Here is a 23443-nt window from a genome sequence, read left to right as displayed (position 1 = left end):
GGTACGGTGCGTCCGCGCAGCCGCCGGACCGTTCCGCCCGGAGCTCCCGGGCGGGCACCGGGCGGGCACCGGGCACGCAACCGTACCGAGAGGCCCCTGATGACCTTCCAGCGCCGGATGCCGATCCTCGCCGTCGTCCTCGTCCTGCTCGCCGCCGTGGGGGTGGGCGCCGTGCTGCGGGCCTCCTCCCGGGCCGACGAGAAGGACCGGGCCCGGGACGGCGGCCCGCGGGTCTCCCGGGGCGCGGTGTCCCTGGCGCCCGGCGACGGCGGCCGGCGGATCGTGTTCCGCACCATGGCCTGGGGCCCGCACCGCGACGAACTCGCCACCGTCCCGGCCGCCGGGCCCGGGGGCGACCGCACCGCCTCCGGGGTGAGCTGCCTGCGCTTCCACGCGGCGGCCGGCACCGGGATCTGCCTGCGGGCGGCCGGGGACGGAGTCCAGGGCGGCTACCGGGCCGTCGTTCTGGACGCCCGGCTCGCCGAGGTCGCGGCGTACCCGCTGGCCGGCGTACCGACCCGCGCCCGGGTCTCGCCCGGCGGACACCTCGCCGCGTGGACCGTCTTCGTCGGCGGGGACTCGTACGCCGGAACCGACTTCTCGACGCGGACCTCCGTGGTCGACCTGCGTACCGGCCGCCTCGACGCCTCGCTGGAGGACTTCGCGGTGGTCAGGGACGGCAAGCCGTACCGCAGCGCCGACGTGAACTTCTGGGGGGTCACCTTCGCCGCCGACGAGCGGACCTTCTACGCGACCCTGGCCACCGGCGGCCGGACCCACCTGGTCCGCGGGGACCTGGCGGCGCGGACGGTGACGACGCTGCGCGAGAACGCGGAGTGCCCGTCGCTGTCGCCCGACGGCACCCGGATGGTGTTCAAGAAGCGGGTGCCCGGGCGGCCGGCCGAGGCACCGTGGCGGCTGTACGCCCTGGAGCTGGCCACGCTGGCGGAGACCCCGCTCGCGGAGGAACGCAGCGTCGACGACCAGGTCGTGTGGGCGGACGACCGGACTGTCGTCTACTCCCTCCCGGGGGACTTCGGGGCGGACCTGTACTCCCTGCCGGCCGACGGCACCGGCACGGCGGCCCCGCTCATGCCCTCGGCCCTGGGCCCGGCCTTCCTCGACTGATCCGGACCGGAGCCGCGCGGGCGGACGGTTCGGTGCGGCGTGATCGAGGCAGGCCGGGGGTGGGGACGGGGGAGGTGGCCGGGACGTGCGGCGCAGGACCGTTCCGGCTCCGGGGAGGGGACCTGGCCGGGACTAGGCCGGCACCAGGGTCTTGCGGCGCCGCCTGCGCTGCGCCGCGGGTGACAGCTTCTGCTCGATGACCGACCGCACGGTCGGCCACTCCTCGTCGAGGATCGAGTAGAAGGCCGTACTGCGGACCGCTCCGTCCAGTCCCCGGGAATGGGCCCGGCGGACCCCCTCGGAGGTGAAGCCGAGGCGTTGCATCGCGGCTCGGGAGCGGCCGTTGCGGGCGTCCGCGCGAAGGGAGACGCGCCGGACGCCCCAGGTCTCGAAGGCATGGCGGAGCATGAGGAGCTTCGCCTCGGTGTTGATGCCGGTGCCCTGGGCGCCCGGGGACAGCCAGGTATTGCCGATCTCGGTGGCATCGGGGATCGCCGTCGCCGGATCGCCGAACGGGACGCCCGGCACGGCGGGCCACACCAGGGGCCCCTGCCAGTAGTCGAGTTCCAGGAACCGGGTCGAACCGACCACCCGTCCGTCGGTGGCTCTGACCACCGCGAACGGGAGCGATCGACCCGCCGCCTGATCGGCGAGGGCACGGTCGATGTACTCGTGGGACGCCTGCAGCCCGTGCGGCACGGGGGTGAAGGCGTAAGTCGTACGATCCTCGGCCCCGGCCACGGCCAGGGCCTCGGTGTGGTGGGGGGCGAGGGGCTCGAGCCGCACGGTGCGGCCGGCGAGGAGTACGGGTACGGGCACGGAGCCTTCGGTCCTTCTGGGCGGTGGGGTGGTTGCACAGTCTGCGTCCCTGACGTCGCCCCCCGTGCAAAACACGAGTGAAAGGCAACGGGCTGTCAGGTGAACGCGAGCGGCTCAATGTAGCCCCTTAAAGTCCTCTCATGAACCCCCGATTCGGCAATGGCGCGCAACTCCATTTCGACGATCTCGGTCCCCGTGCCGGGGCGCCCGTCCTCCTGATCCACGGACATCCGTTCAACCGCACGATGTGGGCCCCCCAGACGGCCGCGCTGACCGCGTCCGGCTACCGGGTCATTGCTCCTGACCTGCGCGGATACGGGGAAAGTCCGGTCGTCCCCGGCAAGGCGCTGCTCGCCGATCTGGCGGACGACCTGGCTGCTCTGCTCGGCCTCCTGGACATCGAACAAGCAGTCGTCGGCGGTGTGTCCATGGGTGGGCAGATAGCGATGGAGATGCGGCTGCGCCACCCGTGTCTGGTACGTGCCCTCGTCCTCTCCGACACGTCCCCGGTTCCGGAGACGCCGGAGGGCGCGGAATTCCGCCGGGCGGCCGCCGAGCGGCTCCTCGCGGAGAGAATGGGGCCGTACGCCGAAGAGGTCATCGACAAGATGCTGGCGCCCTACAACGTGACCGGGATGCCCGCCGCCGCCGCGCACGTGGGGGCGATGATGCGCGCGACCGATCCCCGGGGCGCGGCCGCCGCCCTGCGCGGCCGCGCGGAGCGTCCGGACTACCGGCCCGTGCTCGCCGCCGCGGGCGAGCCCTGTCTCGTGGTGGTCGGCGCGGACGACGTCTACACCCCCGTCGCCGAGGCGCGGGCGCTGCACGCGCTGATGCCGCACTCGGTGCTCGCCGTCATCGAGGGGGCGGGCCACCTGCCGGGCGTGGAGCAGCCGGAGGCCTTCAACCGGGTGCTGCTGGAGTTCCTCGACGGGCTGTGAGCCGACGAGGACGGTCGGGACCCGCCCCGCGGGGCGCCGGGCCGTGCCTGAGATCATCGGGGCATGCACTGCGTGGGGGAGCCGGGTGCCGGGCGGGCTCCCGGCACCGGACCGGGGGCCTGACCTTGGACGACGTACTGCGACGGCTGGCCGCCGTCGGGCCCTTCTTCGCCGTTCCGTCCGGGAAGGAGCCGCCCGGTCCCGGATTCCGGCCGCTGGGCGACCTGTACCGGGAGCACCTGGAACCGTACGTGGCCGAGGTGGGCCGCCGGATCGGCACCGGACCGGACCGGGTGGCGGCCTCGACCGCGCAGTTCGGCATCGCCTCGCGACTGTGGTCGCTCGGGCTGGGGTGCCTCGCGCTGGCCGGGCGGGTGCCGGACCTGGACCCCGGCCGGGTGTGGTGGCGGCTGCCCCGCGCGGGCTCGCTGGAACTGTGGCTCCCCGAGCCCGGCGCGCTGCCGGCCGAGGCACTGGCGCAGACCGTCCTCGGGAACCTGGACCTGCTGGACACGGGCCTGCGCGAGCGGTTCGGGGTCTCGCCCAAGGTCCTGCGGGGCAACGCCGCCTCGGGGCTCGTCGGGGCCCTGCGGGTGCTGACCGACCGGGTCGAGGGGGACGCGGCCGTGGGCGCGGCGGCCGCGCTGCTGGCCGACGGCGGGCCGCTGGCCGGCGCCGGCACCTTCCTCCACGAGCCCGGGCTCGGCGTGGCCTTCGTCCGGAACAGCTGCTGCCTCTACTACAAGGTGCCGGGTGGCGGCTTCTGCGGGGACTGCGTCCTGCGGACCCGGTAGGCGCCCCGCCCGGCAGTGCCCGGCCCGGCCCCGCCCGGCCGCGCGCGTACGGAAACCGGAGCGGGGCCACCGGGGTGCACACCCCGATGGCCCCGCAGCGGAACCGCGACGTCTTCCTAGAAGGTGAGGTTCCAGGAGTCGATCTTGCCGGTGTCGCCGCCGGCGTTGTCGTTGACCCGGAGCTTCCAGGTGCCGTTCGCGACCTCCGAGGAGGCGTTGACCGTGTACGTCTGGTTGATGTTGTCGGCGCTGCCGCCCGAGCGGTTGTGCACCGTGTACACGGAGCCGTCGGGAGCCACGAGGTCGACCTTCAGGTCGCCGATGTACGTGTGCACGATGCCGACGCCCACCTTGAGGGTGGCCGGGGCGTTGCCCGTGACCCCGCTCGCCGTGATCGGGCTTTCGACCGTGGTGTTGTCGCCGATGGCGAAGTCACCCGTGTTCTCGAAGAACTTGCCGGGGGGCGGGGTGGATCCGACCGCCTTGAGTGCGTCGACCTGCCCCTCGCCGAAGAAGCCGTTCTTGGCGGTGGTGCCCTTGCAGCGGGTGTCCGACGGGCAGGCGACGTCGTTGGCCTGGGTGGCCAGCTTGTCGCGCAGCTGCGCCGGGGTGATGCCCGGGTTGGTGCTCGCCAGCAGCGCGGCCACGCCCGCGACGTGCGGGGAGGCCATCGAGGTACCGCTCATGCTGCCGTACTTGCCGCCCGGCAGGGTGCTGTAGATGCCGGTGGCGTCACCGCCGGGCGCCGTGATGTCCACGACGTTCAGGCCGTAGTTGGAGTACGAGGCCTTCGCGGTGGTGCCCATCGCCGAGACCGTGACCACGCCCGGGAGCTCGGTCGGGATGTCCAGGCAGGCGTTGGTGATGGTGCGGGTGACCGGCGTCGAGTCGTTCGGGCTTGCGGTGTCGGTCGTCTTGTTGGCCAGGTCGAGGTTGGAGTTGCCGGCCGCGGCGACCTGCAGCGAGCCCTTGCCCTCCGCGTACTGCTGGGCGCGCTTGACGCCCTCGATGATCGCGGCCTGGTCGGCGTTGTCCGGGCAGTTGAACTGCCACGGGTCCGTGTAGTAGCTGTTGTTGGTGACCTTGAAGCCGTGGTCACCGGCCCACATGAAGCCGCAGACGGTGTTCTCGGCGAAGAAGAGCGAGGAGCCCGGCTCCGCGATGCGCACCGAGGAGATCTTCACGCCCGGGGCCACACCGATGACGCCCTTGCCGTTCTTGGCGGCGGCGACCGTTCCGGCCACGTGAGTGCCGTGGGTGCCGACGTCACGCCAGGCGCCGGCGCGGGTGTCCGCCTTGCCGTACGCGCAGGAGGCGGAGTCCGCCGCGTTGAAGTTCGGCGCCAGGTCCTGGTGCTGGTCGTCCACACCGGTGTCCAGGATGCCGACCTTGACGCTGGCGGCGCCCGTGGTGACGGCCCAGGCCTGGTCGGCCTTGATCTGCGTCATGTCGGCGCGGACGGGCTCGCCCGAACCGGTCGCGGACTGCGCCGGGTTGGCGGGCAGCGCCGGGTTGTAGGCGTCCGCCGGTACGTCCGAGGTGCGGGTGGCGCCGACCTGCTGGACTCCGCTGACGCCGCGCAGGGTGGCGGCGAAGGAGGCCGAGGAGGAGTGGGCGACGATGACGCCGATGGCGTCGTAGTACGCGAAGACCGTGCCGCTGTTGGCGGTGACGGCGGAGCGTACCGCCGAGCTGTCACCGGGGGCGGTGATCACGAGGTAGGCGCGGGTGCCGGCAGCCCAGGTCGCACTCTGGGAAGCCGGCGCCGCTGCCTGCGGCGCGGGGGCCGGGGCCGGGGCGGCGGGGGAGACCGGGGCGGTACCGGCGATCGCGGCCGGGGCCCCGAAGGCGAGCGCCGCGCCCAGGGCGGCGGCGAGCACCAGGGTGCGTCGGGGTCTGCGGGATATGTGGGGTATCAATGCGTCCTCCGATGACCCGGTGGGTCGCACCTACCGGGCCGTACGAAACAAGTGGTGGACGCAAGATGTCAGACGCATGCCCCGGTGCGGAAGTACCTTTTGCAACACGGGGGTTCGTTTATCGGTGGAGGTCATCCGAGTATGGGTGAGATGCGTGGTCTGTGCCGGGTCCGGCCGGGCTGGGCACCGTGGGGGCGAGCCCGGCCCGGCCTTCCCGCGCGGGCGTTCCGGTCAGGCCGGGACGCCGTCCTTGTCGCCGTGCGGCTGCACCGGGACGGCATCCTTCCCGGGGACCGCACCGGTGTCCTTCCCGGCGACCTCACCGGTGTCCTTCCCGGCGCCGCCGCCCGGGGTACCGGGCCCGCCGAAGTCGCCGCCGTGCGCGTCGTCGACCAGGGTGCTCTCGTCGAACGGCAGCCGTCCCGCGAGGACGTCGCCGGCGCGCGCGTGGTCGAACTCCTTCGTCCACGTTCCGATGAGCACCGTCGCCACCGCGTTGCCCGCGAAGTTCGTCAGGGCGCGGGCCTCGCTCATGAACCGGTCGATGCCCACGATCAGCCCGACCCCGTCCACCAGCTCGGGGCGGTGCGACTGGAGCCCGCCGGCGAGGGTCGCCAGACCGGCGCCGGTCACCCCGGCCGCCCCCTTCGAGGCGATGATCATGAACAGCAGCAGGGAGATCTGCTCGCCGAGGGCGAGCGGCTTGCCCATGGCCTCCGCCACGAACAGCGAGGACATCGTCAGGTAGATCGCGGTCCCGTCCAGGTTGAAGGAGTATCCGGTCGGCACGGTGATCCCGGTGACCGGGCGCGACACCCCCAGGTGCTCCATCTTCGCGATCAGCCGGGGCAGCGCCGACTCAGAGGAGGAGGTCGAGAGGATCAGCAGGAACTCCCGGCCCAGGTAGCGCAGCAGCGCGAACACGCTGACCCCGGTGCACACCCGCAGCAGTGTCCCCAGTACGACGAAGACGAAGAGCAGGCAGGTCGCGTAGAAGCCGATCATGATGACGGCCAGTGACTTCAGCGCGTCGATGCCGGTGGCCCCGACCACCGCCGCGATCGCCCCGAAGGCGCCCACCGGAGCGGCCCACATGATCATCGCCAGTACCCGGAACACCAGCTTCTGCACGTGACCGATCCCGCGCAGCACCGGTTCGCCCGCGGCGCCCATGGCCTGGAGCGCGAACCCGGTCAGCAACGCCACCAGCAGGGTCTGGAGCACCTCGCCGCCGGTGAAGGCGGACACCATCGTGGTCGGGATGATGCCGAGCAGGAACTCGGACGTGCTCTCCGCCCCGCCCGCCTTGGCCTGCGCCTCGCCCGCGCTGCGCGCCGCCTCGGTCAGGTGGAGGCCGCTGCCCGGCTCCAGCAGGTTGCCGACCAGCAGGCCGATGGCGAGGGCCACGGTCGACATCACCATGAAGTAGCCGAGGGCGAGCCCGCCCACCGCCCCCACCTTGGCGGCCTTGCGGACCGATCCGATGCCCAGCACGATCGTGCAGAAGATCACGGGCGAGATCATCATCTTGATGAGGTTGACAAAGCCGGTGCCCAGCGGCTTGAGCTCCACGGCCACGCCGGGTGCGGCGAAGCCGACGGCGATGCCGAGCAGCACCGCGGCGATCACCGCGATGTAGAGATAGTGCGTTCTGTCGCGCCTGGCGGCCACGATGCCTCCTGTGGTGATTACGTCCCGGGAGGACCATCGCGCGCCGCTGTGACCCCGGTCACCCTTGCGTTCATTGAGTTCACGGCCCGGTGCACACTGAGCGTCATGTTCCGTTTGCCCCGTCCGCCGCGCAGCCTCGCCGGCCAGCTCTTCGCCATGCAGGTGCTGCTGGTCGCCGTGGTCGTCGCAGGCTGTGCCGTCTTCGCGTACGCGACCGCCCGGGGCCAGGCCGAGGAGGCCGCCCGCCGTCAGGCCGGAGCCGTGGCCCACGCGGTCGCGGACTCCCCGTCCGTGCGCGAGGCCGTACGGGAGGCCGTGCGCGGCGCCGATCCCTCGGCCCGGCTCCAGCCGTACGCGGAGCGGGTCCGCGTCGACTCCGGGGTCGACTTCGTCACGATCATGGCCCCCGACGGCCGGCGCTGGACCCACCCCGACCCGCGCCGGATCGGCGAGCCGTTCCTCGGGAACACCGCCCCCGCCCTGCGCGGCGAAGCCTTCAGCGAGACCTACACCGGCACCCTGGGCCCCTCGATCCGCGTGGTCACCCCGCTCGACGACGGCGGCCGGGTCATCGGGATGGTGAGCGCCGGCATCACGGTCCGGGCGGTCAGCGACCGGCTCGCCGCCCAGCTCACCGCCCTCGCCTGGGTCGCCGCCGCCGCGCTCGCCCTCGGTGGCATGGGCACGTACGTGGTCAACGCCCGCCTGCGCCGCCACACGCACGGGATGAACGCGGCCGAGCTGAGCCGGATGTACGACTACCACCAGGCGGCCCTGCACGGGGTCCGCGAGGGGCTGCTCATGCTCGACGGGCAGCGCAGGATCACCCTCATCAACGACGCCGGGCGCGAACTGCTCGGCCTGGGCGGCGGGATGCGGGGCGCGTCCATCGCCGACCTGGGCCTGCCCGCTCCGCTCACCGGCGCCCTGCTGGCGGACCGGCCGCGGGTGGACGAGGTGCACCTGACGGCGGACCGGGTGCTCGTCGTCAACAGTTCGCCCGTCGCGGGCGGCGGCCGCCGCGGCACCGTGATCACCCTCCGCGACCACACCGAGCTCCAGTCGCTGACCGGCGAGCTGGACCACGAGCGCGGCTTCACCCAGGCGCTGCGCTCCCAGGCCCACGAGGCCGCCAACCGGCTGCACACGGTGGTCTCCCTCATCGAACTCGGCCGCGAGCGGGAGGCCGTGGAGTTCGCCACCGCCGAACTGGAGCTCGCGCAGGCCCTCACCGACGAGGTGATCACGGCGGTCGGCGAGCCGGTCCTGGTGGCGCTGCTGCTGGGCAAGGCCGCGCAGGCGCACGAACGCGGTGTGGAACTCGTCGTCACCCCGGACAGCCGCCGGCTGGCCGCGGGCGGCGGGCTGCCGCCGGCGCGCGACCTCGTCACGGTGCTGGGCAACCTGATCGACAACGCGGTCGACGCCGTCGCGGGCGTACCGGCCGCGCGGATCGCCGTCACGCTGCGTCCGGCGGGCGGTGAACTGCTCCTGCGGGTCGCCGACAACGGCCCCGGCCTCCCGGAGGGGGTGGACGTGTTCCGCCGCGGCTGGTCGGGCAAGGGGGAGGGCCGCGGGCTCGGCCTCGCGCTGGTCCGCCAGGTGGCCGACCGCTACGGCGGCGAGGTCACCGCGGCGCAGGGGCCAGGCGGTGGCGCGGAGTTCACCGTACGCCTGCCCCTGGCGGCCGCGGCGCCGGACGCCGGAGACGGCCCGGCGGGGGAGCGCCGGGCCGCCGGTCGAGTGCCCGGACAGGCCGCCCGGCGGGGGCCCGGGCGGGACCCGGGCCCGCCGCGGGGGGCCCCTGGCGGGCGGGCGGGACAGGCCGCCGGGCAGGGCGTCCGGGCGTCGGGGCCGGAGCCCCGGACGGACCGCTCCGACGGGGACCGGCCATGACGGGCGGGGACGTGCGGGTGCTGGTCGTGGAGGACGACCCGGTGGCCGCCGACGCGCACGCGCTCTACGTCGGCCGGGTGCCCGGCTTCACCGCGGTCGGCGCCGTGCACTCGCTCGCCGAGGCCACCCGCGTCCTGGACCGGACCCGCGTCGACCTGCTGCTGCTCGACCTGACCCTTCCCGACGGGCACGGCCTGCGCTTCGCGCGCGGGCTGCGCGCCGCCGGACATCCCGTCGACGTGATCGTCGTGACCTCCGCGCGGGACCTGGCCGTGGTCCGCGAGAGCGTCTCCCTCGGCGTGGTCCAGTACGTGCTCAAGCCCTTCGCGTTCCCGACCCTGCGCGAACGGCTGCTGCGCTACGCCGAGTTCCGTGCGACGGCGGGCGAGGCGGCCGGCCAGGACGACGTGGACCGGGCCGTGGCGGCCCTGCGCGCGCCCCGCCCCGCCGAGCTCCCCAAGGGGCTGAGCGCGCCGACCCTGGACCGGGTAGCCGCCCTGCTGCGGGCGGCGGACGAGGGGCTGACCGCGGCGGGGGCGGCCGGGGCGGCCGGGATCTCCCGGATCACCGCCCGACGCTACCTGGAGCACCTGGTGGACAGCGGCCGCGCGGACCGCACCCCCCGGTACGGCCAGGTCGGCCGCCCCGAACTGCACTACCGCTGGCTGGCGGCAGCGGCGGGCTCGGTGTCGAACGTGTAGAACTTCCGGTGGTCCAGCATGTCCGCCGGGGTCACGTCGTTCCACGGCCGCATCGTGTCGCCCAGGTCCACGACGTTCGCCGTGCCGGCCGCGGGCAGGTACGTGGACTGCGGGTGGCGGGCCTGCCAGTCGGCCCACAGCTTGTCCACGAAGGCGTGGTGCATCCAGAACACCGGGTCGTTGGGCGATACGCCGGTGCCCATCTGGCCGCCGACCCACACGTGGACGCGGTTGTGCAGGTTGGCGCCGCGCCAGCCCTCCAGGTTGTTGCGGAAGCCGCTCGACGAGCTGTTCCAGGGGGCGGCGTCGTACACCGGCATGGCCAGCACGGCGTCGACCTCGGCCTTGGTCGGCAACTGGGCGACGCCCTCGCCGAGGGCCCGCCGCAGGTAGGCGCGCCCGTCCACCCGCACGCTCACGTTCCACTTGCCCGTCGCGTACGCGAACGGTCCGTCGAGGACCTGTCCGTCGCGGGCGCGTCCGGTGCCGCCGAGGAAGTCGGCTGCCCAGAGGGAGGAACGGGAGGTGCGGTCGGTGGTCCAGTCCCAGTACGGGAGCGCCACCGTCGCGTCCACCGCCTGCAGCGCCGCCTCGAACTCGAGAAGAAAGCGGCGGTGCCAGGGCAGGAAGGACGGGGAGCGGTGGCCCACCCGGTCTCCCGAGTCGGTGTCGCTCATGATGAAGCCGTTGTGGGTGGTGACGAACCGGTCGTAGCGGCCGGTCCGCTTCAGCTCCAGCAGGGCGTTGGTGAAGGCGCGCTTCTCCTCGGGCGTGAGCGCGGCCTGGTTCTTGCGCACGGTCATGCCGCGCCTCCCATCGGTGCGAACGGGGCGAGGGTGGCGCCTTGGAGCTCGCGCACGGCGGCGCGGGCCAGGGAGGTCGGATCGGCGAAGGTCTCGTAGTGGTTGACCACGCTGATCCACGTGCCGTCGGCGTTGCGCATCACGTGCAGTTCGCGGCCGTCTATTCGCACGGTGGGCTGGCCGGGGGAGTGGTGGCCGCCGCCGTGGTGGCCGCCGCTGCCCGGGGTGATCTGGATGCGGCGGCCCTTGTAGACCTCGTCGACCGTGCCCGCGTCGGTGGGTGTGGACGGGGCGGGGGCGGCGCTGGCGCTCGTGGCGGCAGCGGCGAGGCCGAGTGCGGTGAGGACACCGGCAGAGGTTCCCAAGGCCTGCCGGCGGGTGATCGTGTTCATGGAGCGAAGAAGTATCAGTGGGGCGAACACGGTTGACCTGTATCAGGACATGACCGGATAAGTTGTTGATAGAACAAGTTGGATGATCTTCCCGTGTGTACCGGCCCCAGCGGCGCGTACCGGAAGATCTACGCGGGTAACCCTACTCGGCAGTAATTTCTCCGGCGCGCCCTGTCCCCTATGGGAGGGGTCACACCGCGGAGACGGCCGGAAGCCGCACCGCGAACCGCCCGGGAAGGTGGCCGAAGAGAGGCTCAGGGCGTTCCGGAAGGATCTGAGGCTTATTCACCTATAGTTCCGATATGGCTCTCCATGAGACGAAGGACGTACGTGGCCCTGACGCCGACTCGGACGTGTTCGCGTCCGCCCTCAGCGGCCAGATCCTCCCGAAGTACCGGATGCCCGACGACCACTCGCCCACCGAGGTCGTCTACGAACTCCTCCACAACGAGCTGCTCCTCGACGGCAACGCCGCCCAGAACCTGGCCACCTTCTGCACCACCTGGTCGGACGACGGCGTGCACCGCCTGATGAACGAGTGCCTCGACAAGAACATGATCGACAAGGACGAGTACCCGCAGACCGCCGAGATCGAGTCCCGCTGCGTCAACATCCTGGCCGACCTGTGGAACGCCCCCGGGGGCACCACCGCGGCCGGCTGCTCCACCACCGGCTCCAGCGAGGCCGCCATGCTCGGCGGCCTCGCCCTGAAGTGGCGCTGGCGCGAACGCCGCCGGGCCCAGGGGCTGCCCACCGACCGGCCCAACCTGGTCTGCGGGCCCGTGCAGGTCTGCTGGGAGAAGTTCGCCCGGTACTTCGACGTCGAGCTGCGCCAGGTCCCCCTGGAAGAGGGCGCCACCGGCCTGCGTCCGCACCAGCTCGCCGCACACGTCGACGAGAACACCATCGGCGTCGTCGCCATCCTCGGCGTCACCTACACCTGCGACTACGAGCCGGTCGCGGAGCTCGCCGCCGCGCTCGACCGCATCCAGGCCGAGCACGGCTGGGACGTCCCGATCCACGTCGACGGGGCCAGCGGCGGCTTCGTCGCACCGTTCCTGCACCCCGACGTGGTCTGGGACTTCCGGCTGCCGCGCGTGGCCTCCGTGAACACCTCCGGCCACAAGTACGGGCTCGCGCCCCTCGGCGTCGGCTGGATCGTCTGGCGCACCGCGGACCTGCTCCCCGCGGACCTCGTCTTCGACGTCGACTACCTGGGCGGCGACATGCCGACCTTCGCCCTCAACTTCTCCCGCCCCGGCGGCGAGATCATCGCCCAGTACTACCTCTTCCTGCGCCTCGGCCGGGGCGGCTACCGTCGCGTCCAGCAGGCCTGCGCCGAGACCGCCCAGTACCTGGCCGGGGAGGTGGCCGCGATGGGGCCGTTCACCCTCCTGTACGACGGCGAAGGCGCCCTGCCCGCCGTCTCCTACACCCTCACCGACCCGGCCGCGGCCGGCTTCAGCCTCTACGACCTGTCCGACCGGCTGCGGATGCGGGGGTGGCAGGTGCCCTCGTACCCGCTGCCGGCCGACCGCCAGGACACGGTCATCCAGCGCGTCCTCGTCCGGCACGGCGTGACCCGCGACCAGATCGCCCTGCTCGTCGAGGACCTGCGCCGGGCCGTGGAGCACCTGACGGCCTCTCCGCCGCCGGTCCCGGCCACGGAGCCGAGGTCCGGCTTCCACCACTAGGCGGGGTCGGCGCACTCGCTCCTGCCGTCCGGTGGAGCGCCTCCGGCGACACCCCTGGGCCAGGTCCGGCGGAGCCTGCGGAACCCCGGCGCCGCCGGGGTTCCGGGACCGGTCAGCGGGCCCCGAAGTTCTGCGTCCACCAAGGGCCGCCCGCACCCTGGTGGATGCCGACGCCGATGTCCTTGAAGGAGCAGTTGAGGATGTTCGCGCGGTGCCCCGAGCTGTTCATCCAGGACTCCATCACCGACTGGGCCGTCTGCTGGCCCTTGGCGATGTTCTCCCCGTAGGTCGACCAGCGGTACCCGGCCGCGGTCGTCCGCTTGCCGGGGTCCGTGCCGTCCGGGCTGGTGTGCGAGAAGAAGTCCCGCTTCGCCATGTCGTCGGAGTGGCCCTGGGCGGCCGCGCGCAGCTGCGGGTCCTCCTTCAGCGGCCCGCAGCCCGCCGTGGCGCGCTCCTTGTTGACCAGCGCGACGACCTGGCCCGCGGCTCCCGGCGGAGCCGGCGCGGGCGCCGGAGCCGAGGGCTTGGGCGCGGGGGCGCTGGAACGGCTCTTCTGCGGCGTCGGGCTCGCGCTCGGGCTCGGCGCGGTGGAGGGCGACGCCGAGGCCGACGCGGACGGCGACGGGGAGGACGAGGGGGACTGCGACGGCGAGGCGGAGGCCGAGGCGCTGGGGAGCGGCGCGGGGTCGGTCGCCGAGAGCGCCGCCAGCGGCGCGGGCGACGCACCGGCCCCGGCCCCGGTCGCGCCGGAGCCGGGGAGCGTGCCGAGGTACGCCAGCCCGCCGCCCGCGACACAGGCGGCGATCACGGCGCCGCCGACCACCCGGCGGCGGCCGCGGCGCCGCCGGCGCAGCGCGCCGCGGGAGACCGCGACCGCCTCGCCGGAACCCGGCCCGCCGGCGGCCGGTCCGCCCTTGTCGCCCGCGCGGCGCCGGGCCGCCCGGCCGGGGCCCGACACGGTGGGGGTGAGCTGGGTGGCCGCGTTCGCGAAGTCCGCCTCCGAGCCGTCGGCGAAGGCCGCGGCCGCGGGGTCGAAGCCGGCCGCTCCGGCCGTGCGCATCCCCGCCAGCAGGGCTGCCGAGACGGGCACGAGGGCCAGACCGGCCAGCAGGCCCTCCGCCGGAACCAGGCCGCTCCACAGCCCGGAGCACCGTACGCATTCCCGGGCATGGCGGGCTATTCGCTTGCGCCACAGGGCGGAGGGCACCCCGTTCCAGCCCGCGGTCATCTGCCGGAGCCCCTCGCACGGCGGCTGGCCGTCCAGGGCCCGCTCGACCACCCGGGCCGCCTCCAGTTGGGCCTTCATCCGCTGCACCCGCACCGCCGTGTGCTGCGGGGGCAGCTCCAGCGCGGCGGCCACCTCGGTACGGGTCAGCTCGCCGGCGCACTCCAGCCACCACAGCGACAGCAGCGCCCGGTCGTCCGGCTCCAGCCACCGGGTGGCGCGGGCCGTCTCCCGGCGCTGGCCCGCCAGGTTGAGGCGGGCGACGGTCAGGTCCACGAAGTCGGCCCCGGGGTCGGCGACGTCCTCGGCCGCCTCCAGGCCGCTCGCGCCCGGAGCGTTCTGGCGGGCCTGCCAGTGCGCCCGTACCCGGTTCATCGCGATCGCCACGAGCCAGGACCGGAAGCTGTCGTCCGTGCGCAGGCCGCCCAGCCCGTCGAGCGCCCGGAGCATGGTGTCCTGCACCACGTCGTCCACGTCGCAGGACCCGTTCAGGGCCCGCCCGACGATGTTGTAGACGAGCGGCAGGTGGGTGCTGACGAGCTCGTCCTGGGCGCGGGGATCGCCCGCGCGGGCCGCTGCCACCAGCGCTGCCGTGTGCTGAGTACTCATGTGATGTTCCCTGTCCGTACCGGCGGTCGATGATGCCCGATACCTGGGAGACCGTCGAGAGGGGGCCCGATAACGCTTTTCCCGAAGACTTTTTCCGAACGTCCCTCCAGCGCGTCCCTCCAGCGCGTCGCCTCCGCGCGTCCGTCCAGCGCGTCGCCTCCGCGCGTCCGTCCAGCGCGTCGCTTCCGCGCGTCCGTCCAGCGAGTCCCTCCCGAACGTCTTATCCCGAAGTCCGCCCGCCCGCCTCCGGGGCGTCCGGGCGCCGGTAGTGCCGAGCCGATGCGTCCGATGGGGCGAACCGCCGCAGGCAGGCCGGCGTCGCGTCCCCCAGGGCGGTGCCGACCCCCACCCGCTCCGCCATCTCCTCGGGCCGGTGCCGCCGGGCCACGAAGGCCAGGTCGGCCTCGGCGATCCGCTCGGACGCGGCCGCGAACTCGTCCAGGAGGCCTGATCGCCCTCACCGCCCGGCAAGCGCTGCGCGGTCAGGCCCTGACCTCTCCGGACGCACGCACGCTCGGGGTCGCGGCCGCGCTGGCCGTCGTGGTCGCGGCGGGAGCGCCGCCGGTCCTGAGGACCGGTCGCGGGGCGTCGGAGGGGTCGACACCGCACAGTGCGCGGGCGGAGCCGGCGCCGGGCGGTACGGGGCAGCGGGCCGCCGAGCCGACCGCGCGGGTTGCGGAGGGGCGCCGTACGGCCGCGTCCCATCCGAGGAACTGCGGCTCCCCGCAGGCTCGTTGGGGTAGTCGAACGGACTTACGGGGAACCATAGGACGACACGGGGCATGTGGGGGGCGCCATGTCGGCATCGTTCTCGACCACGCGGCTTGTGCCGGAGCTGTTCGCGCCGCGGCGGACCGCACCGGCGCGCGGAAACGCCTCCGCGCGGCGCGGGCCGCGCGCGGCCGCGGCAGCGGACGTGTGGCGGACCCCCGGTGGGCGGATTCCGCGGCTGCGGGACGTACCTCCCGAGGGGGCCGGGATGCACCCGGTGGAGGGGCCGGGCGGACAGCCCGCGTACGTGCCGCGCGACGCCGAGGCCCTGCTGCGGGCCGCCCTCGCCGAGCCCGGCACCCGGTTCGTGCTGGTGGTGGGGGAGGCCCTCGCCGGTGCGACCCGGCTCGCGTACGAGGCGGTGCGGGCCGTCCACCCCCGGTACGCGTTCGTCCGGCCGCTCTCCCGTGCCGCCCTGCCCGAGGCGGTACGGGTCGCCGCCCGGCGCCGGCGCGCGGTGCTGTGGCTGGACGGCCTGGAGGACCACCTCGGGGCCGGAGGCCTCACGGCCGTGCATCTGGACGGGCTGGACGGGGCGGTGGTGGTGGCCACGATGCGGGTTGCCGAGTACCGGCGGTACCGGGCGCGCGAGGCGAGCCGGCTCACCGGCTGCGACCGCGGTGCCTGGCGGGCCGAGTGCGACCTGCTCGGCCGCGCGGTCGTCGTCCCCCTCGCCCGGTCCTGGACGCCGGCGGAACGGGGCAGGGCGGGCGCCCGCCGGGAGGACCCGCGGATCGGGGCCGCCCTGGACGCGGGGGAGGGTCGCGGGCCCGCCGAAGTCCTCGCGGGCGGTGAGCGGTCGGTGGCCCGGTGGACCGGTGGCCGCCCGGTCGGCGCCCAGCCGGCCGGCGCCGCCGTGGTCGCCGCGGCGGTGGACTGCCGACGGGCCGGGCTGCGCCGCCCGGTGGCCCGCGCGTGGCTGCGGGCGCTGTACCCGGCCTACCTGCCCGGGCCCGGCGACGGGGGTTCCGGGACGGGGTCCGGCCGCGGCTCCGGAGAGGCCCTCGGCGGCCCTTTCGAGGGGGCTCCGGGCGGGGCCCTCGGCGGCCCTGCCGGGGCGGACGCCGGCCGGGGCGTCGCCGCGGCAGCCGGGAGGGACTCGGGGGAGGCGTTCGCACGGGCCCTGGCATGGGCCTGCGAGCCGGTCCCCGGCGCGGGCGGGCGGGGCCTGCTGAGCGGGAACGACCTGCTCGGGTACACGGCCGACCGACGCCTGCTGGACGCGCCCGGCCTCGGGCCGGTTCCCGAGCACCTGTGGCAGGGGCTGCTGGATCGCGCCGGGCCCGGGGACGCGTACGACCTGGGGCTCGTCGCCCGTCAGGAGGGGCGGCCGGCCCGCGCGGTCAGCGCCCTCACCGCGGCCTGGCGGGGCGGGGTGGCCGAGGCGGAGCTGCCCCTCGCCCTCGCGGTCGGCGACGCGGGCCGCCCGCGCCGGGCCGCCGCCGACCTGGCAGCGATCGCCCGCCGGCGTGAACTGCGGCTCGGCCCCCGCCACCCCGACACCCTGGCCGCCCGTCACCAACTGGCCTTCTTCACGGGGGAGGCCGGGCATCCCCGCGCCGCCGCCGGGCGGTTCGGGCTGCTCGTCGCGGACGCCCGGGCCGTGCTCGGCGCGGGGCATCCGGACACCCTGGCCGCCCGCCACCAACTCGCCTACTTCACCGGCGAGTCGGGAGATCCCCGCTCGGCGGCCCGGCAGTTGGCCTCCCTGCTGACCGACGCCGTGCCCGTACTGGGGGCGGACCACCCCCGGGTGCTGGCCGTACGGCGCGGCCTGATCTGGTACCGCCCGGCGGAACCCGCCGACGCCGGGCGGGAGTGGGCCGTGCTGCTCGCGGACACCGAGGGGCGGCTCGGCCCCGACGATCCGCACACCCTGGCCGTCCGAGCCGGTCAGGCGTCGCTGGCGGCCCGTACCGGGCACGCGGCCGAGGCCGTGCGGGCCTGGGCGGCTCTGACCGCGGACCGCGCCCGCGTCCTCGGCACGGACCACCCGCACGTCGTCCACTCCCGGCTGGAGTGGGCACGGGCGCTGATCGCGGCAGGGCGGCGGCGGGAGGCCTCCGAGCTGCTGTCCCGGGTCTCGGAGGAGGCCGGGGGGTTCCTGGAACCGGGCCACCGCCACCTCTGGCTCGCCCGCGCGCTCCGCGCCGGGCTCACAGCAGCGGAGCCAGGGCCTCCGTAGCGGTGCGCAGGGCAGGGGCGTACGCCTCGATCTCCTCGCGCGAGACCAGGAAGGTGACGGTGGTGACGCTGACCCCACCGACCGGGCGGCCGTCCGGTCGCAGGACCGCCGCACCGATGCAGCGGATGGTGGGTTCGTTCTCCTCGTCGTCCAGGGCGAAGCCCCGGGCGCGCACCTCGGCGAGTTGCGCGCCCAGCTCCCGGGCGCCGGTCACCGTGCGCGGGGTCCGCGCCGGGAGTCCGGCGGCGGCGATCAGCTCCCGCACCTCCGCCTCGGGCAGGTGCGCCAGGATGCTCTTGCCGATGGCGGTCGTGTGCAGCGGCATGCGCATGCCGACGCGGGACGCCGTGCGGAAGGGCTGGTCGCTCTCCAGCTTCTGGATGTAGGTGATGGTCTCGCCGCTGTGCAGCGCGAGGTGCACGGTCTGGCCGGTGGTCTGCTGCAGCTCACCGAGGATGCGTCCGATGCTCGCCGGTTCCCCGCCGGTGACCAGCGCGGACAGGCCGCGCAGCCGCGGACCCGCCCCGTACCGGCTCTCGGAGTCCTGGCGTACGAAGCCCTGCTCGACGAGCGAGGCGAGGATGCGGAAGGTGCTCGACTTGGGCACGGCCGCCGCCGCCGTCACGTCGGCCAGCCGGTGCGGGCCGCCGGGCGCCGCGACCGCCTCCAGGATGCGCAGTGACTTCTCCAGCGCCGACCCGGCGGCGGAGGTCCGGCCGCCGCGCCCGGTGGCCGGGGGGCTGTCCGTCGGCCGGTCCGCCGCGGGGGCCGAGCGCCGGTCCGCCGGTCGGCCCACGGGCCCGTCCGTCCGGCGCTCCGCCTGTCGGCCGGTCGGGTCGTTCGTTGACACGGGAACTCCCGTCCTGTGTAGGGTCTAGACCAACTGGTTCCGGTACACGATACCTCGTTCCATTACGTGGGACGAACGGGAGGGTTCCTTGTCCTGCCACCCGTACGCGGTGATAGCCGCCCAGCGGCTGCTGCCGGTGCTGCGCAGCCCCGACGCCGACGCGGCCGTCCGCAGGGCTACGGCCCTGCTCGCCGCGGGCTGCCGCGCGGTCGAGCTGACCACCTCCACGCCCGGCTGGGCCGACGCCGTCCGCCGTACGGTCCCGCTGGCCGACGCCCACGGCCGTCCCGCCGTCGTCGGCGTCGGCACCGTCTCGACCGCCGCCCAGGCCGAGACCGCCCTGGACGCGGGGGCGGCTTTCCTGATCTCCCCGTACCCGGCCCCCGAGGTCCGGGCCGTCGCCGACCGCCGGTCCGCGGTGTTCATCGAGGGTGGTTTCACGCCCGGGGAGATCGCCTCGGCCGTCCGGTCCGCCGGTGCGGCGAAGGTGTTCCCTGCCCACGTGGGCGGCCCGCAGTTCATCCGCTCCCTCAAGGCCGTCCTCCCCGAGGCCCTGATCGTCCCCACCGGCGGGATCCGGCCCGCAGAGGTGCGCGACTGGCTCGCCGCCGGCGCCGGCGCGGTCGGCATCGGGAACGGACTGCCGGACGACCCCGGTGAACTGGCCGCCGTGTTCGCCGAGCTGGCGGGCCCGTGCTGCGCCGACTGCTCCGGCGCCCGGGCCGGGGCCGGAGCCAGCGGCGCCGACGGTTCCGGCGGTGTCGCGGGTGCCGGTATCGCCGGCCGTGTCCGGGAGGGGCGGGCGTGACCGGGTACGACGTGCTCGTGCTCGGCGAAGTCCTCGTCGAGATCCACGCCGACGCCGCCCTGCGCGCCGCCGCCGACGGCACCCCGGCCCGCCTCTCCTACTCCGGCGACGCCCTCAACGCGGCGGCCGCCGCCGCGGCCGCAGGGGCCCGGACCGCCCTGCTCGCCGTCGTCGGAGACGACGAACTCAGCGTCCCGCTGCTGCGCCGCGCCGCCGACCTGGGCATCGACGTCTCCCACGTACGCCGCGCCCCGCGCCCCAACGGCGCCTACCTGCTCGGCGCCGACACCGAGGGCGACCGCGAGTTCGTCTACTGGCGCACCCACAGCGCAGGCTCCACCCTCTCACCCGCCCACGTCGACTCCTGGCGGGCACTGCTGACCGGCACGAAGGCGCTCATCACCAGCGGGATCACCGGCGCGCTCTCGCGCGGAAGCCGAGACGCGGTGCTCGCCGCCGCCCGAACCGTGCACGGGGCCGGGGGGCACCTCTCGTACGATCCGAACTTCCGCTCCCGGCTGACCGGCCGGGCCGAGGCCCGGGAGCTGCTCGCCCGGATCGCCCCGCTGACCGGGCTGCTCAAGACGTCCTGCCCCGCCGACGCGCTCGCCCTCCTGGACACGGCCGACCCGCGTACGGCCGCCGCCCGCTGCCGCGCGCTCGGCGCCCGGTCGGTGGCGGTCACCGCGGGCGCGGGACCGCTGCTGCTCGACGACGGCGGACGGGTCGCGCACCACCCCGTACCCGTCAACCCCGCCCCCGTCGACGCGACCGGCGCGGGGGACTGCTTCACCGGCACCACCACCGCCCGGGTCGCCCTCGGCGACCGCCTCGCGGACGCGGTGGCGTACGGCATGGCCGCGGCCTCCCTCTCGGTGTCCGGGCGCGGTGGCACCGGGTGCGTGCCCGCGTTCGCGGACACGGCGGCGCTGGCGACGGCGCACGCCGGGGGCCTGGGCGAGGGCGTTGGCGAGGGGGCTGTCCGGTAGCGGAGTACCGGGGTGGGTGGGCGCCGTTACGCCGGCGGCTCCGCCTCGCCCAGGAGCGTGATCTCCTCGGGCGACAGGCGGACGGCCCCCGCCGCGAGGTTCTCCTCCAGGTGGTCCGGGTTGCCGGTCCCCGGGATGGCCAGGACGTGCCGGCCGCGGCTCAGCGTCCACGCGAGGCGCAGCTGCGCCGCCGAGACGCGGTGGGCCCGGGCCGCGGCGCGCACGCGCTCGCCTTCGTCCGCGATCACGCCGGCCTCTCGGCCCGCTCCGGCGATGGCGAAGAAGGGGACGAAGGCGATGCCCTGTTCCCCGCACGCGTCGAGGAACGCGTGGTCCCCGGCCGGGGAACCGATCCCGTACGGGTTCTGCACGCACACCACCGGCGCGATGGCCCGGGCCTCGGCGAGGTGGTCGGGCCGGGCGTTGGACAGGCCGAGGTGACGGATGAGCCCGGCCGTCCGCAGCTCGGCGAGCGCGCCGAAATGCTCGGCGATCGACCCGGTCGTCTCACGGCGCGCGATGCGCAGGTTCACCACGTCCAGGTGGTCGCGGCCCAGCTGGCGCAGGTTCTCCTCCACCTGCCCCCGCAGCTGTCCGGGCTCGGCCCACCACCACGCACCGGACGCGTCGCGGCCGGGTCCGACCTTCGTGGTGATGACGAGGTCGTCGGCGTACGGGGCGAGCGCCCGGTTGATCAGCTCGTTCGCGGAGCGCAGGGGGGAGAAGTAGAACGCGGCGGTGTCGATGTGGTTCACGCCGAGTTCGACGGCGCGCCGCAGGACCCCGGTCACGCGCGCGCGGTCCGAGGGGGAGCCGTCGGCGAGGTGCGTGAGGCGCATCGCGCCGAAGCCGATCCGGTTGACGGTGAGGTCGCCCAGCTGCCAGGTCCCCGCGGAGGCCGCGGTGATCGTTTCTGTGGTCATCGGGTGACCGTACCGGGCGCCCCGGCCCCACCGCGGCCGGAACGCCACGCTTCCCCGCCCGTACGGCCGACGGCCCGTACGGCCCCCCGTGTGCGCGGGGTGGTACGGGCCGAGCGGGGGTGGTACGTGGTGTGACGCCGCCGGGCCGGATCGGTGTCCGCGGCCCGGCGGCGCCGGTCTGCAGGGCCCCCGCGGGGGCGCCGGTCAGCGGCCGCGCAGGCCGCGGTCCACGGCGGTGATCAGCTCGCCGTCGGCGGTGTCCGCGTCGAGCGACCAGAACATCGCGCCGCCCAGGCCCTCTTCACGGACGTAGGCGGTCTTCGTGCGCAGCACCTGCGGGTCGTCGTACGTCCACAGCGTGGTGCCGTCGAACAGCCAGGCGTGGCCGCCACGACGGTCGCGGTGCACCTGGTACGTCCCGGAGTCGGCGAGCTTCTTCAGCTCCTTGTAGTCCTCGTACCCGGCGGCCCAGGTAGCCGGCGCCGGGCCGGTCGCGGGTTGGCCCATGCCGTCCCCGCCACCGCTGACGCCGGTCCAGCCCTGCCCGTAGAACGGCATGCCCACCACGAGCTTGTGGGCGGGCGCGCCGCGCTGCTTCCAGGCCCGCACCGTGCCGTCGACGCTGAAGTCGTTCCGGGCGCGGAGCGCGGACTGCTGGGCCGTGGTCGCCTCGCCGGAGACGTGGAAGTCGTAGCCCTGGAGGTTGACGAAGTCGAAGTCGCGCATGATCCGGGGGACGTCGAAACCGGCATCGATCTTCGCCGTAGCCGTCGGGACGTAGGCCGTCAGCTGGTACTTCGACTTCCGCTTCTGGCTCTTCGCCAGCGCGTCGAGCTGGGTGCGGAACTCCTTGACGAGCGCGGTGAAGTTGGCCTTGTCCTCCGGCCGGAACGTGGTGTCCGCGTCGCCGGCCGAACCGGGCCACTCCCAGTCGAGGTCGATCCCGTCGAACACACCCGCCGCGGCGCCCGCGCCGCCGCGGGTGCCGTCCTGCGGCAGGTTCCCCTTGATGTAGAGGTCGATGCAGGAGGTCACGAGGGCCTTGCGGGAGGCGGGCGTCAGCGCGGCGTCCGAGAAGTGCGTGGACCAGCTCCAACCACCCAGCGAAATGAGGGCCTTGAGGCCCGGGTGCTTCGCCTTCAGCTCGCGCAGCTGGTTGAAGTTGCCGGCGAGGGGTTGGTCCCAGGTGTCCGCCACGCCGTCCACGGAGTTCGCGGCGTCGAGCGGCCGGCCGTAGTCGGCCCAGGCGTCGGCCTCACCGGGGACGTTGCCGGTGAAGCACTTGCCGTCGGCGCTGACGTTGCCGAAGGCGTAGTTGATGTGGGTGAGCTTGCCGGCGGAGCCGTTCGCGTCCAGGTCCTGGACCTGGAAGTCCCTGCCGTAGACACCCCATTGGGTGAAGTAGCCGACCTTCTTGTACGAGCGGTCGTGCCCCTTCCCTCCGTCGCCGTGCGCGCCGGCGGAGGGTGCGAAGGCGGTCAGCAGGGAGAGGGAGCAGGCGGCGACGGCCAGTTTGCCGAGCATGCTGCGGCGCATGGGCTTCCTTTGCGGATGCGGGGAGTGGGGCGTGAGCGCGTGCGCGGTGCATGCCGGAAACTATTGGTCTGGACCAGAGCGGTCAAGAGGGCGGCCGGAAATCGATGGGGTGCGGGCGCCCCGGCCGACGGGCCCGCAGGCCGCCGATGCGGTGGCGGCGTCCCGCTCGCCGACGCCTGCGGCTTCGGCCGGTGGCGGGCCGCGCGCAGGCTTCTGGACCACGGAGCCCGCCCCGGCCTACAGGCGGCGGCCCTCGGTCTCCTCGACCGGGTTGCCCGTTTCCTCACCTCCGGAGTTTCCCCGGGAGACGTGACGAGGGGCTGCTGGTCGGCATGCCACGGCGGCCAACCGTCCACGGCGCACTACCTGACGTCTCAAGGCGCGGACATCAACCGCACCGGCCACGACGGGCTGACGCCGCTCGACATCGCTCTGAACAGCGAGGACGCCGAGCTAGACGACTGGCTCACGGCAGCCGGCGCGCACGGCGCCGGCGAAATTCCACCCGGTTGACCGCGGAAATCAGTGGATCTTCAGACCCTGCCGTGTCATGGTTGGTTTCACCGAAGGGGTGTAGCTCAGCTGGTCAGAGCGCCGGTCTCCAAAACCGAAGGCCGCAGGTTCGAATCCTGCCGCCCCTGCCATCAGTTGACGTGATCGCCTTGTGCCGTACGCCGTGGGGGGGGGGGCCGGGGGGGGGGGGGGGGCCCCCGGGGGGGGGGGGGGGCGCGCCGGGGGGGGCCGGGCGGGCCGGGGGCGGCGGGCGGGGGGGGGGGGTGAGCAGGCGCG

Annotated in this window: 19 protein-coding genes and 1 tRNA gene; 11 read left to right on the top strand and 9 right to left on the bottom strand. The window is 74.5% G+C overall.

All coding sequences use genetic code 11. The annotated features are described in order from the left end of the window. The first annotated feature begins 99 nt into the window (after positions 1-99). Complete coding sequence (locus ACFWW8_RS10445; protein WP_386526309.1) at positions 100-1128, top strand: TolB family protein; 1029 nt, start codon at positions 100-102, stop codon at positions 1126-1128. 132 nt (positions 1129-1260) lie between these two features. On the opposite strand, the gene ACFWW8_RS10440 is transcribed toward ACFWW8_RS10445, so the two are convergent. After that, positions 1261-1947 carry a GNAT family N-acetyltransferase gene (locus tag ACFWW8_RS10440; RefSeq protein ID WP_386526306.1) on the bottom strand — a complete coding sequence of 229 codons (687 nt, stop codon included), beginning with the start codon at positions 1945-1947 and terminating at the stop codon, positions 1261-1263. 140 nt (positions 1948-2087) lie between these two features. Here ACFWW8_RS10440 and ACFWW8_RS10435 point away from each other — a divergent pair, with 140 nt between their 5' ends. Then, positions 2088-2888 (top strand): alpha/beta fold hydrolase, encoded by an 801-nt coding sequence (locus tag ACFWW8_RS10435; protein ID WP_386526303.1) that lies wholly within the window; start codon positions 2088-2090, stop codon positions 2886-2888. A 125-nt stretch (positions 2889-3013) separates the two neighbouring features. Then, positions 3014-3682 carry a (2Fe-2S)-binding protein gene (locus ACFWW8_RS10430; protein WP_386526301.1) on the top strand — a complete coding sequence of 223 codons (669 nt, stop codon included), beginning with the start codon at positions 3014-3016 and terminating at the stop codon, positions 3680-3682. Positions 3683-3798: 116 nt separating this feature from the next. Here ACFWW8_RS10430 and ACFWW8_RS10425 read toward each other — a convergent pair whose 3' ends face one another. Both ACFWW8_RS10425 and ACFWW8_RS10420 read right to left on the bottom strand, forming a co-directional pair. After that, a complete protein-coding gene (locus tag ACFWW8_RS10425; RefSeq protein ID WP_386526430.1) occupies positions 3799-5562 on the bottom strand; it encodes a S8 family serine peptidase in 1764 nt (587 codons plus the stop codon). 270 nt (positions 5563-5832) lie between these two features. Next, a complete protein-coding gene (locus ACFWW8_RS10420) occupies positions 5833-7272 on the bottom strand; it encodes a cation:dicarboxylate symporter family transporter (RefSeq protein WP_386526298.1) in 1440 nt (479 codons plus the stop codon). 105 nt (positions 7273-7377) lie between these two features. Between ACFWW8_RS10420 and ACFWW8_RS10415 the strand changes: the two genes are divergently transcribed. Together ACFWW8_RS10415 and ACFWW8_RS10410 are read left to right on the top strand one after the other, a co-directional pair. Continuing rightward, entirely contained in the window at positions 7378-9168 is a 1791-nt protein-coding gene (locus tag ACFWW8_RS10415; RefSeq protein ID WP_386526297.1) for an ATP-binding protein, read from the top strand. After that, positions 9165-9869 (top strand): response regulator, encoded by a 705-nt coding sequence (locus ACFWW8_RS10410; protein WP_386526295.1) that lies wholly within the window; start codon positions 9165-9167, stop codon positions 9867-9869. The genes ACFWW8_RS10415 and ACFWW8_RS10410 overlap by 4 nt, the downstream gene beginning before the upstream one ends. On the opposite strand, the gene ACFWW8_RS10405 is transcribed toward ACFWW8_RS10410, so the two are convergent. Together ACFWW8_RS10405 and ACFWW8_RS10400 are read right to left on the bottom strand one after the other, a co-directional pair. Beyond that, positions 9824-10672: a tyrosinase family protein gene (locus tag ACFWW8_RS10405; protein ID WP_386526293.1), complete on the bottom strand. Its 849-nt coding sequence runs from the start codon at positions 10670-10672 to the stop codon at positions 9824-9826. The two genes, ACFWW8_RS10410 and ACFWW8_RS10405, sit on opposite strands and share 46 nt — an antisense overlap. Next, complete coding sequence (locus ACFWW8_RS10400; protein ID WP_386526291.1) at positions 10669-11064, bottom strand: tyrosinase family oxidase copper chaperone; 396 nt, start codon at positions 11062-11064, stop codon at positions 10669-10671. The genes ACFWW8_RS10405 and ACFWW8_RS10400 overlap by 4 nt, the downstream gene beginning before the upstream one ends. Positions 11065-11366: 302 nt before the next feature. On the opposite strand from ACFWW8_RS10400, the gene ACFWW8_RS10395 reads away from it, so the two are divergent. Beyond that, positions 11367-12758: a glutamate decarboxylase gene (locus ACFWW8_RS10395; RefSeq protein ID WP_386526289.1), complete on the top strand. Its 1392-nt coding sequence runs from the start codon at positions 11367-11369 to the stop codon at positions 12756-12758. A gap of 112 nt (positions 12759-12870) precedes the next feature. Here ACFWW8_RS10395 and ACFWW8_RS10390 read toward each other — a convergent pair whose 3' ends face one another. After that, on the bottom strand, positions 12871-14592 hold the full coding sequence (locus tag ACFWW8_RS10390) for a sigma-70 family RNA polymerase sigma factor (RefSeq protein WP_386526287.1): 1722 nt from the start codon (positions 14590-14592) through the stop codon (positions 12871-12873). Between the two features lie 979 nt (positions 14593-15571). On the opposite strand from ACFWW8_RS10390, the gene ACFWW8_RS10385 reads away from it, so the two are divergent. Further along, positions 15572-17548, top strand: coding sequence for a hypothetical protein (locus ACFWW8_RS10385; RefSeq protein WP_386526285.1), 1977 nt, complete (start codon positions 15572-15574; stop codon positions 17546-17548). On the opposite strand, the gene ACFWW8_RS10380 is transcribed toward ACFWW8_RS10385, so the two are convergent. Further along, on the bottom strand, positions 17520-18398 hold the full coding sequence (locus ACFWW8_RS10380) for an IclR family transcriptional regulator (RefSeq protein WP_386526283.1): 879 nt from the start codon (positions 18396-18398) through the stop codon (positions 17520-17522). The two genes, ACFWW8_RS10385 and ACFWW8_RS10380, sit on opposite strands and share 29 nt — an antisense overlap. Positions 18399-18486: 88 nt before the next feature. Between ACFWW8_RS10380 and ACFWW8_RS10375 the strand changes: the two genes are divergently transcribed. Both ACFWW8_RS10375 and ACFWW8_RS10370 read left to right on the top strand, forming a co-directional pair. After that, entirely contained in the window at positions 18487-19206 is a 720-nt protein-coding gene (locus tag ACFWW8_RS10375; protein WP_386526281.1) for a bifunctional 4-hydroxy-2-oxoglutarate aldolase/2-dehydro-3-deoxy-phosphogluconate aldolase, read from the top strand. Beyond that, the gene (locus ACFWW8_RS10370; protein ID WP_386526278.1) at positions 19203-20195 is read left to right on the top strand and encodes a PfkB family carbohydrate kinase; all 993 of its coding nucleotides are present in this window, start codon (positions 19203-19205) and stop codon (positions 20193-20195) included. Before ACFWW8_RS10375 ends, ACFWW8_RS10370 begins: the two co-directional genes overlap by 4 nt. A 26-nt stretch (positions 20196-20221) precedes the next feature. On the opposite strand, the gene ACFWW8_RS10365 is transcribed toward ACFWW8_RS10370, so the two are convergent. Together ACFWW8_RS10365 and ACFWW8_RS10360 are read right to left on the bottom strand one after the other, a co-directional pair. Next, on the bottom strand, positions 20222-21118 hold the full coding sequence (locus ACFWW8_RS10365; protein ID WP_386526275.1) for an aldo/keto reductase: 897 nt from the start codon (positions 21116-21118) through the stop codon (positions 20222-20224). A 204-nt stretch (positions 21119-21322) separates the two neighbouring features. Further along, positions 21323-22654: a glycoside hydrolase family 18 protein gene (locus ACFWW8_RS10360; protein WP_386526273.1), complete on the bottom strand. Its 1332-nt coding sequence runs from the start codon at positions 22652-22654 to the stop codon at positions 21323-21325. A 309-nt stretch (positions 22655-22963) separates the two neighbouring features. On the opposite strand from ACFWW8_RS10360, the gene ACFWW8_RS10355 reads away from it, so the two are divergent. Further along, positions 22964-23167, top strand: a complete 204-nt coding sequence (locus ACFWW8_RS10355; RefSeq protein ID WP_386526270.1) for an ankyrin repeat domain-containing protein — start codon at positions 22964-22966, stop codon at positions 23165-23167. 54 nt (positions 23168-23221) lie between these two features. Next, positions 23222-23298: transfer RNA gene (locus ACFWW8_RS10350), tRNA-Trp, on the top strand. Positions 23299-23443 lie beyond the last annotated feature (145 nt).

Source organism: Streptomyces sp. NPDC058701 (assembly GCF_042715295.1).
In the GTDB taxonomy this organism is placed as follows: domain Bacteria; phylum Actinomycetota; class Actinomycetes; order Streptomycetales; family Streptomycetaceae; genus Streptomyces.
Note: the sequence above shows the minus strand (reverse complement) of the source record. Positions and strands in the feature narration are given on the sequence as shown.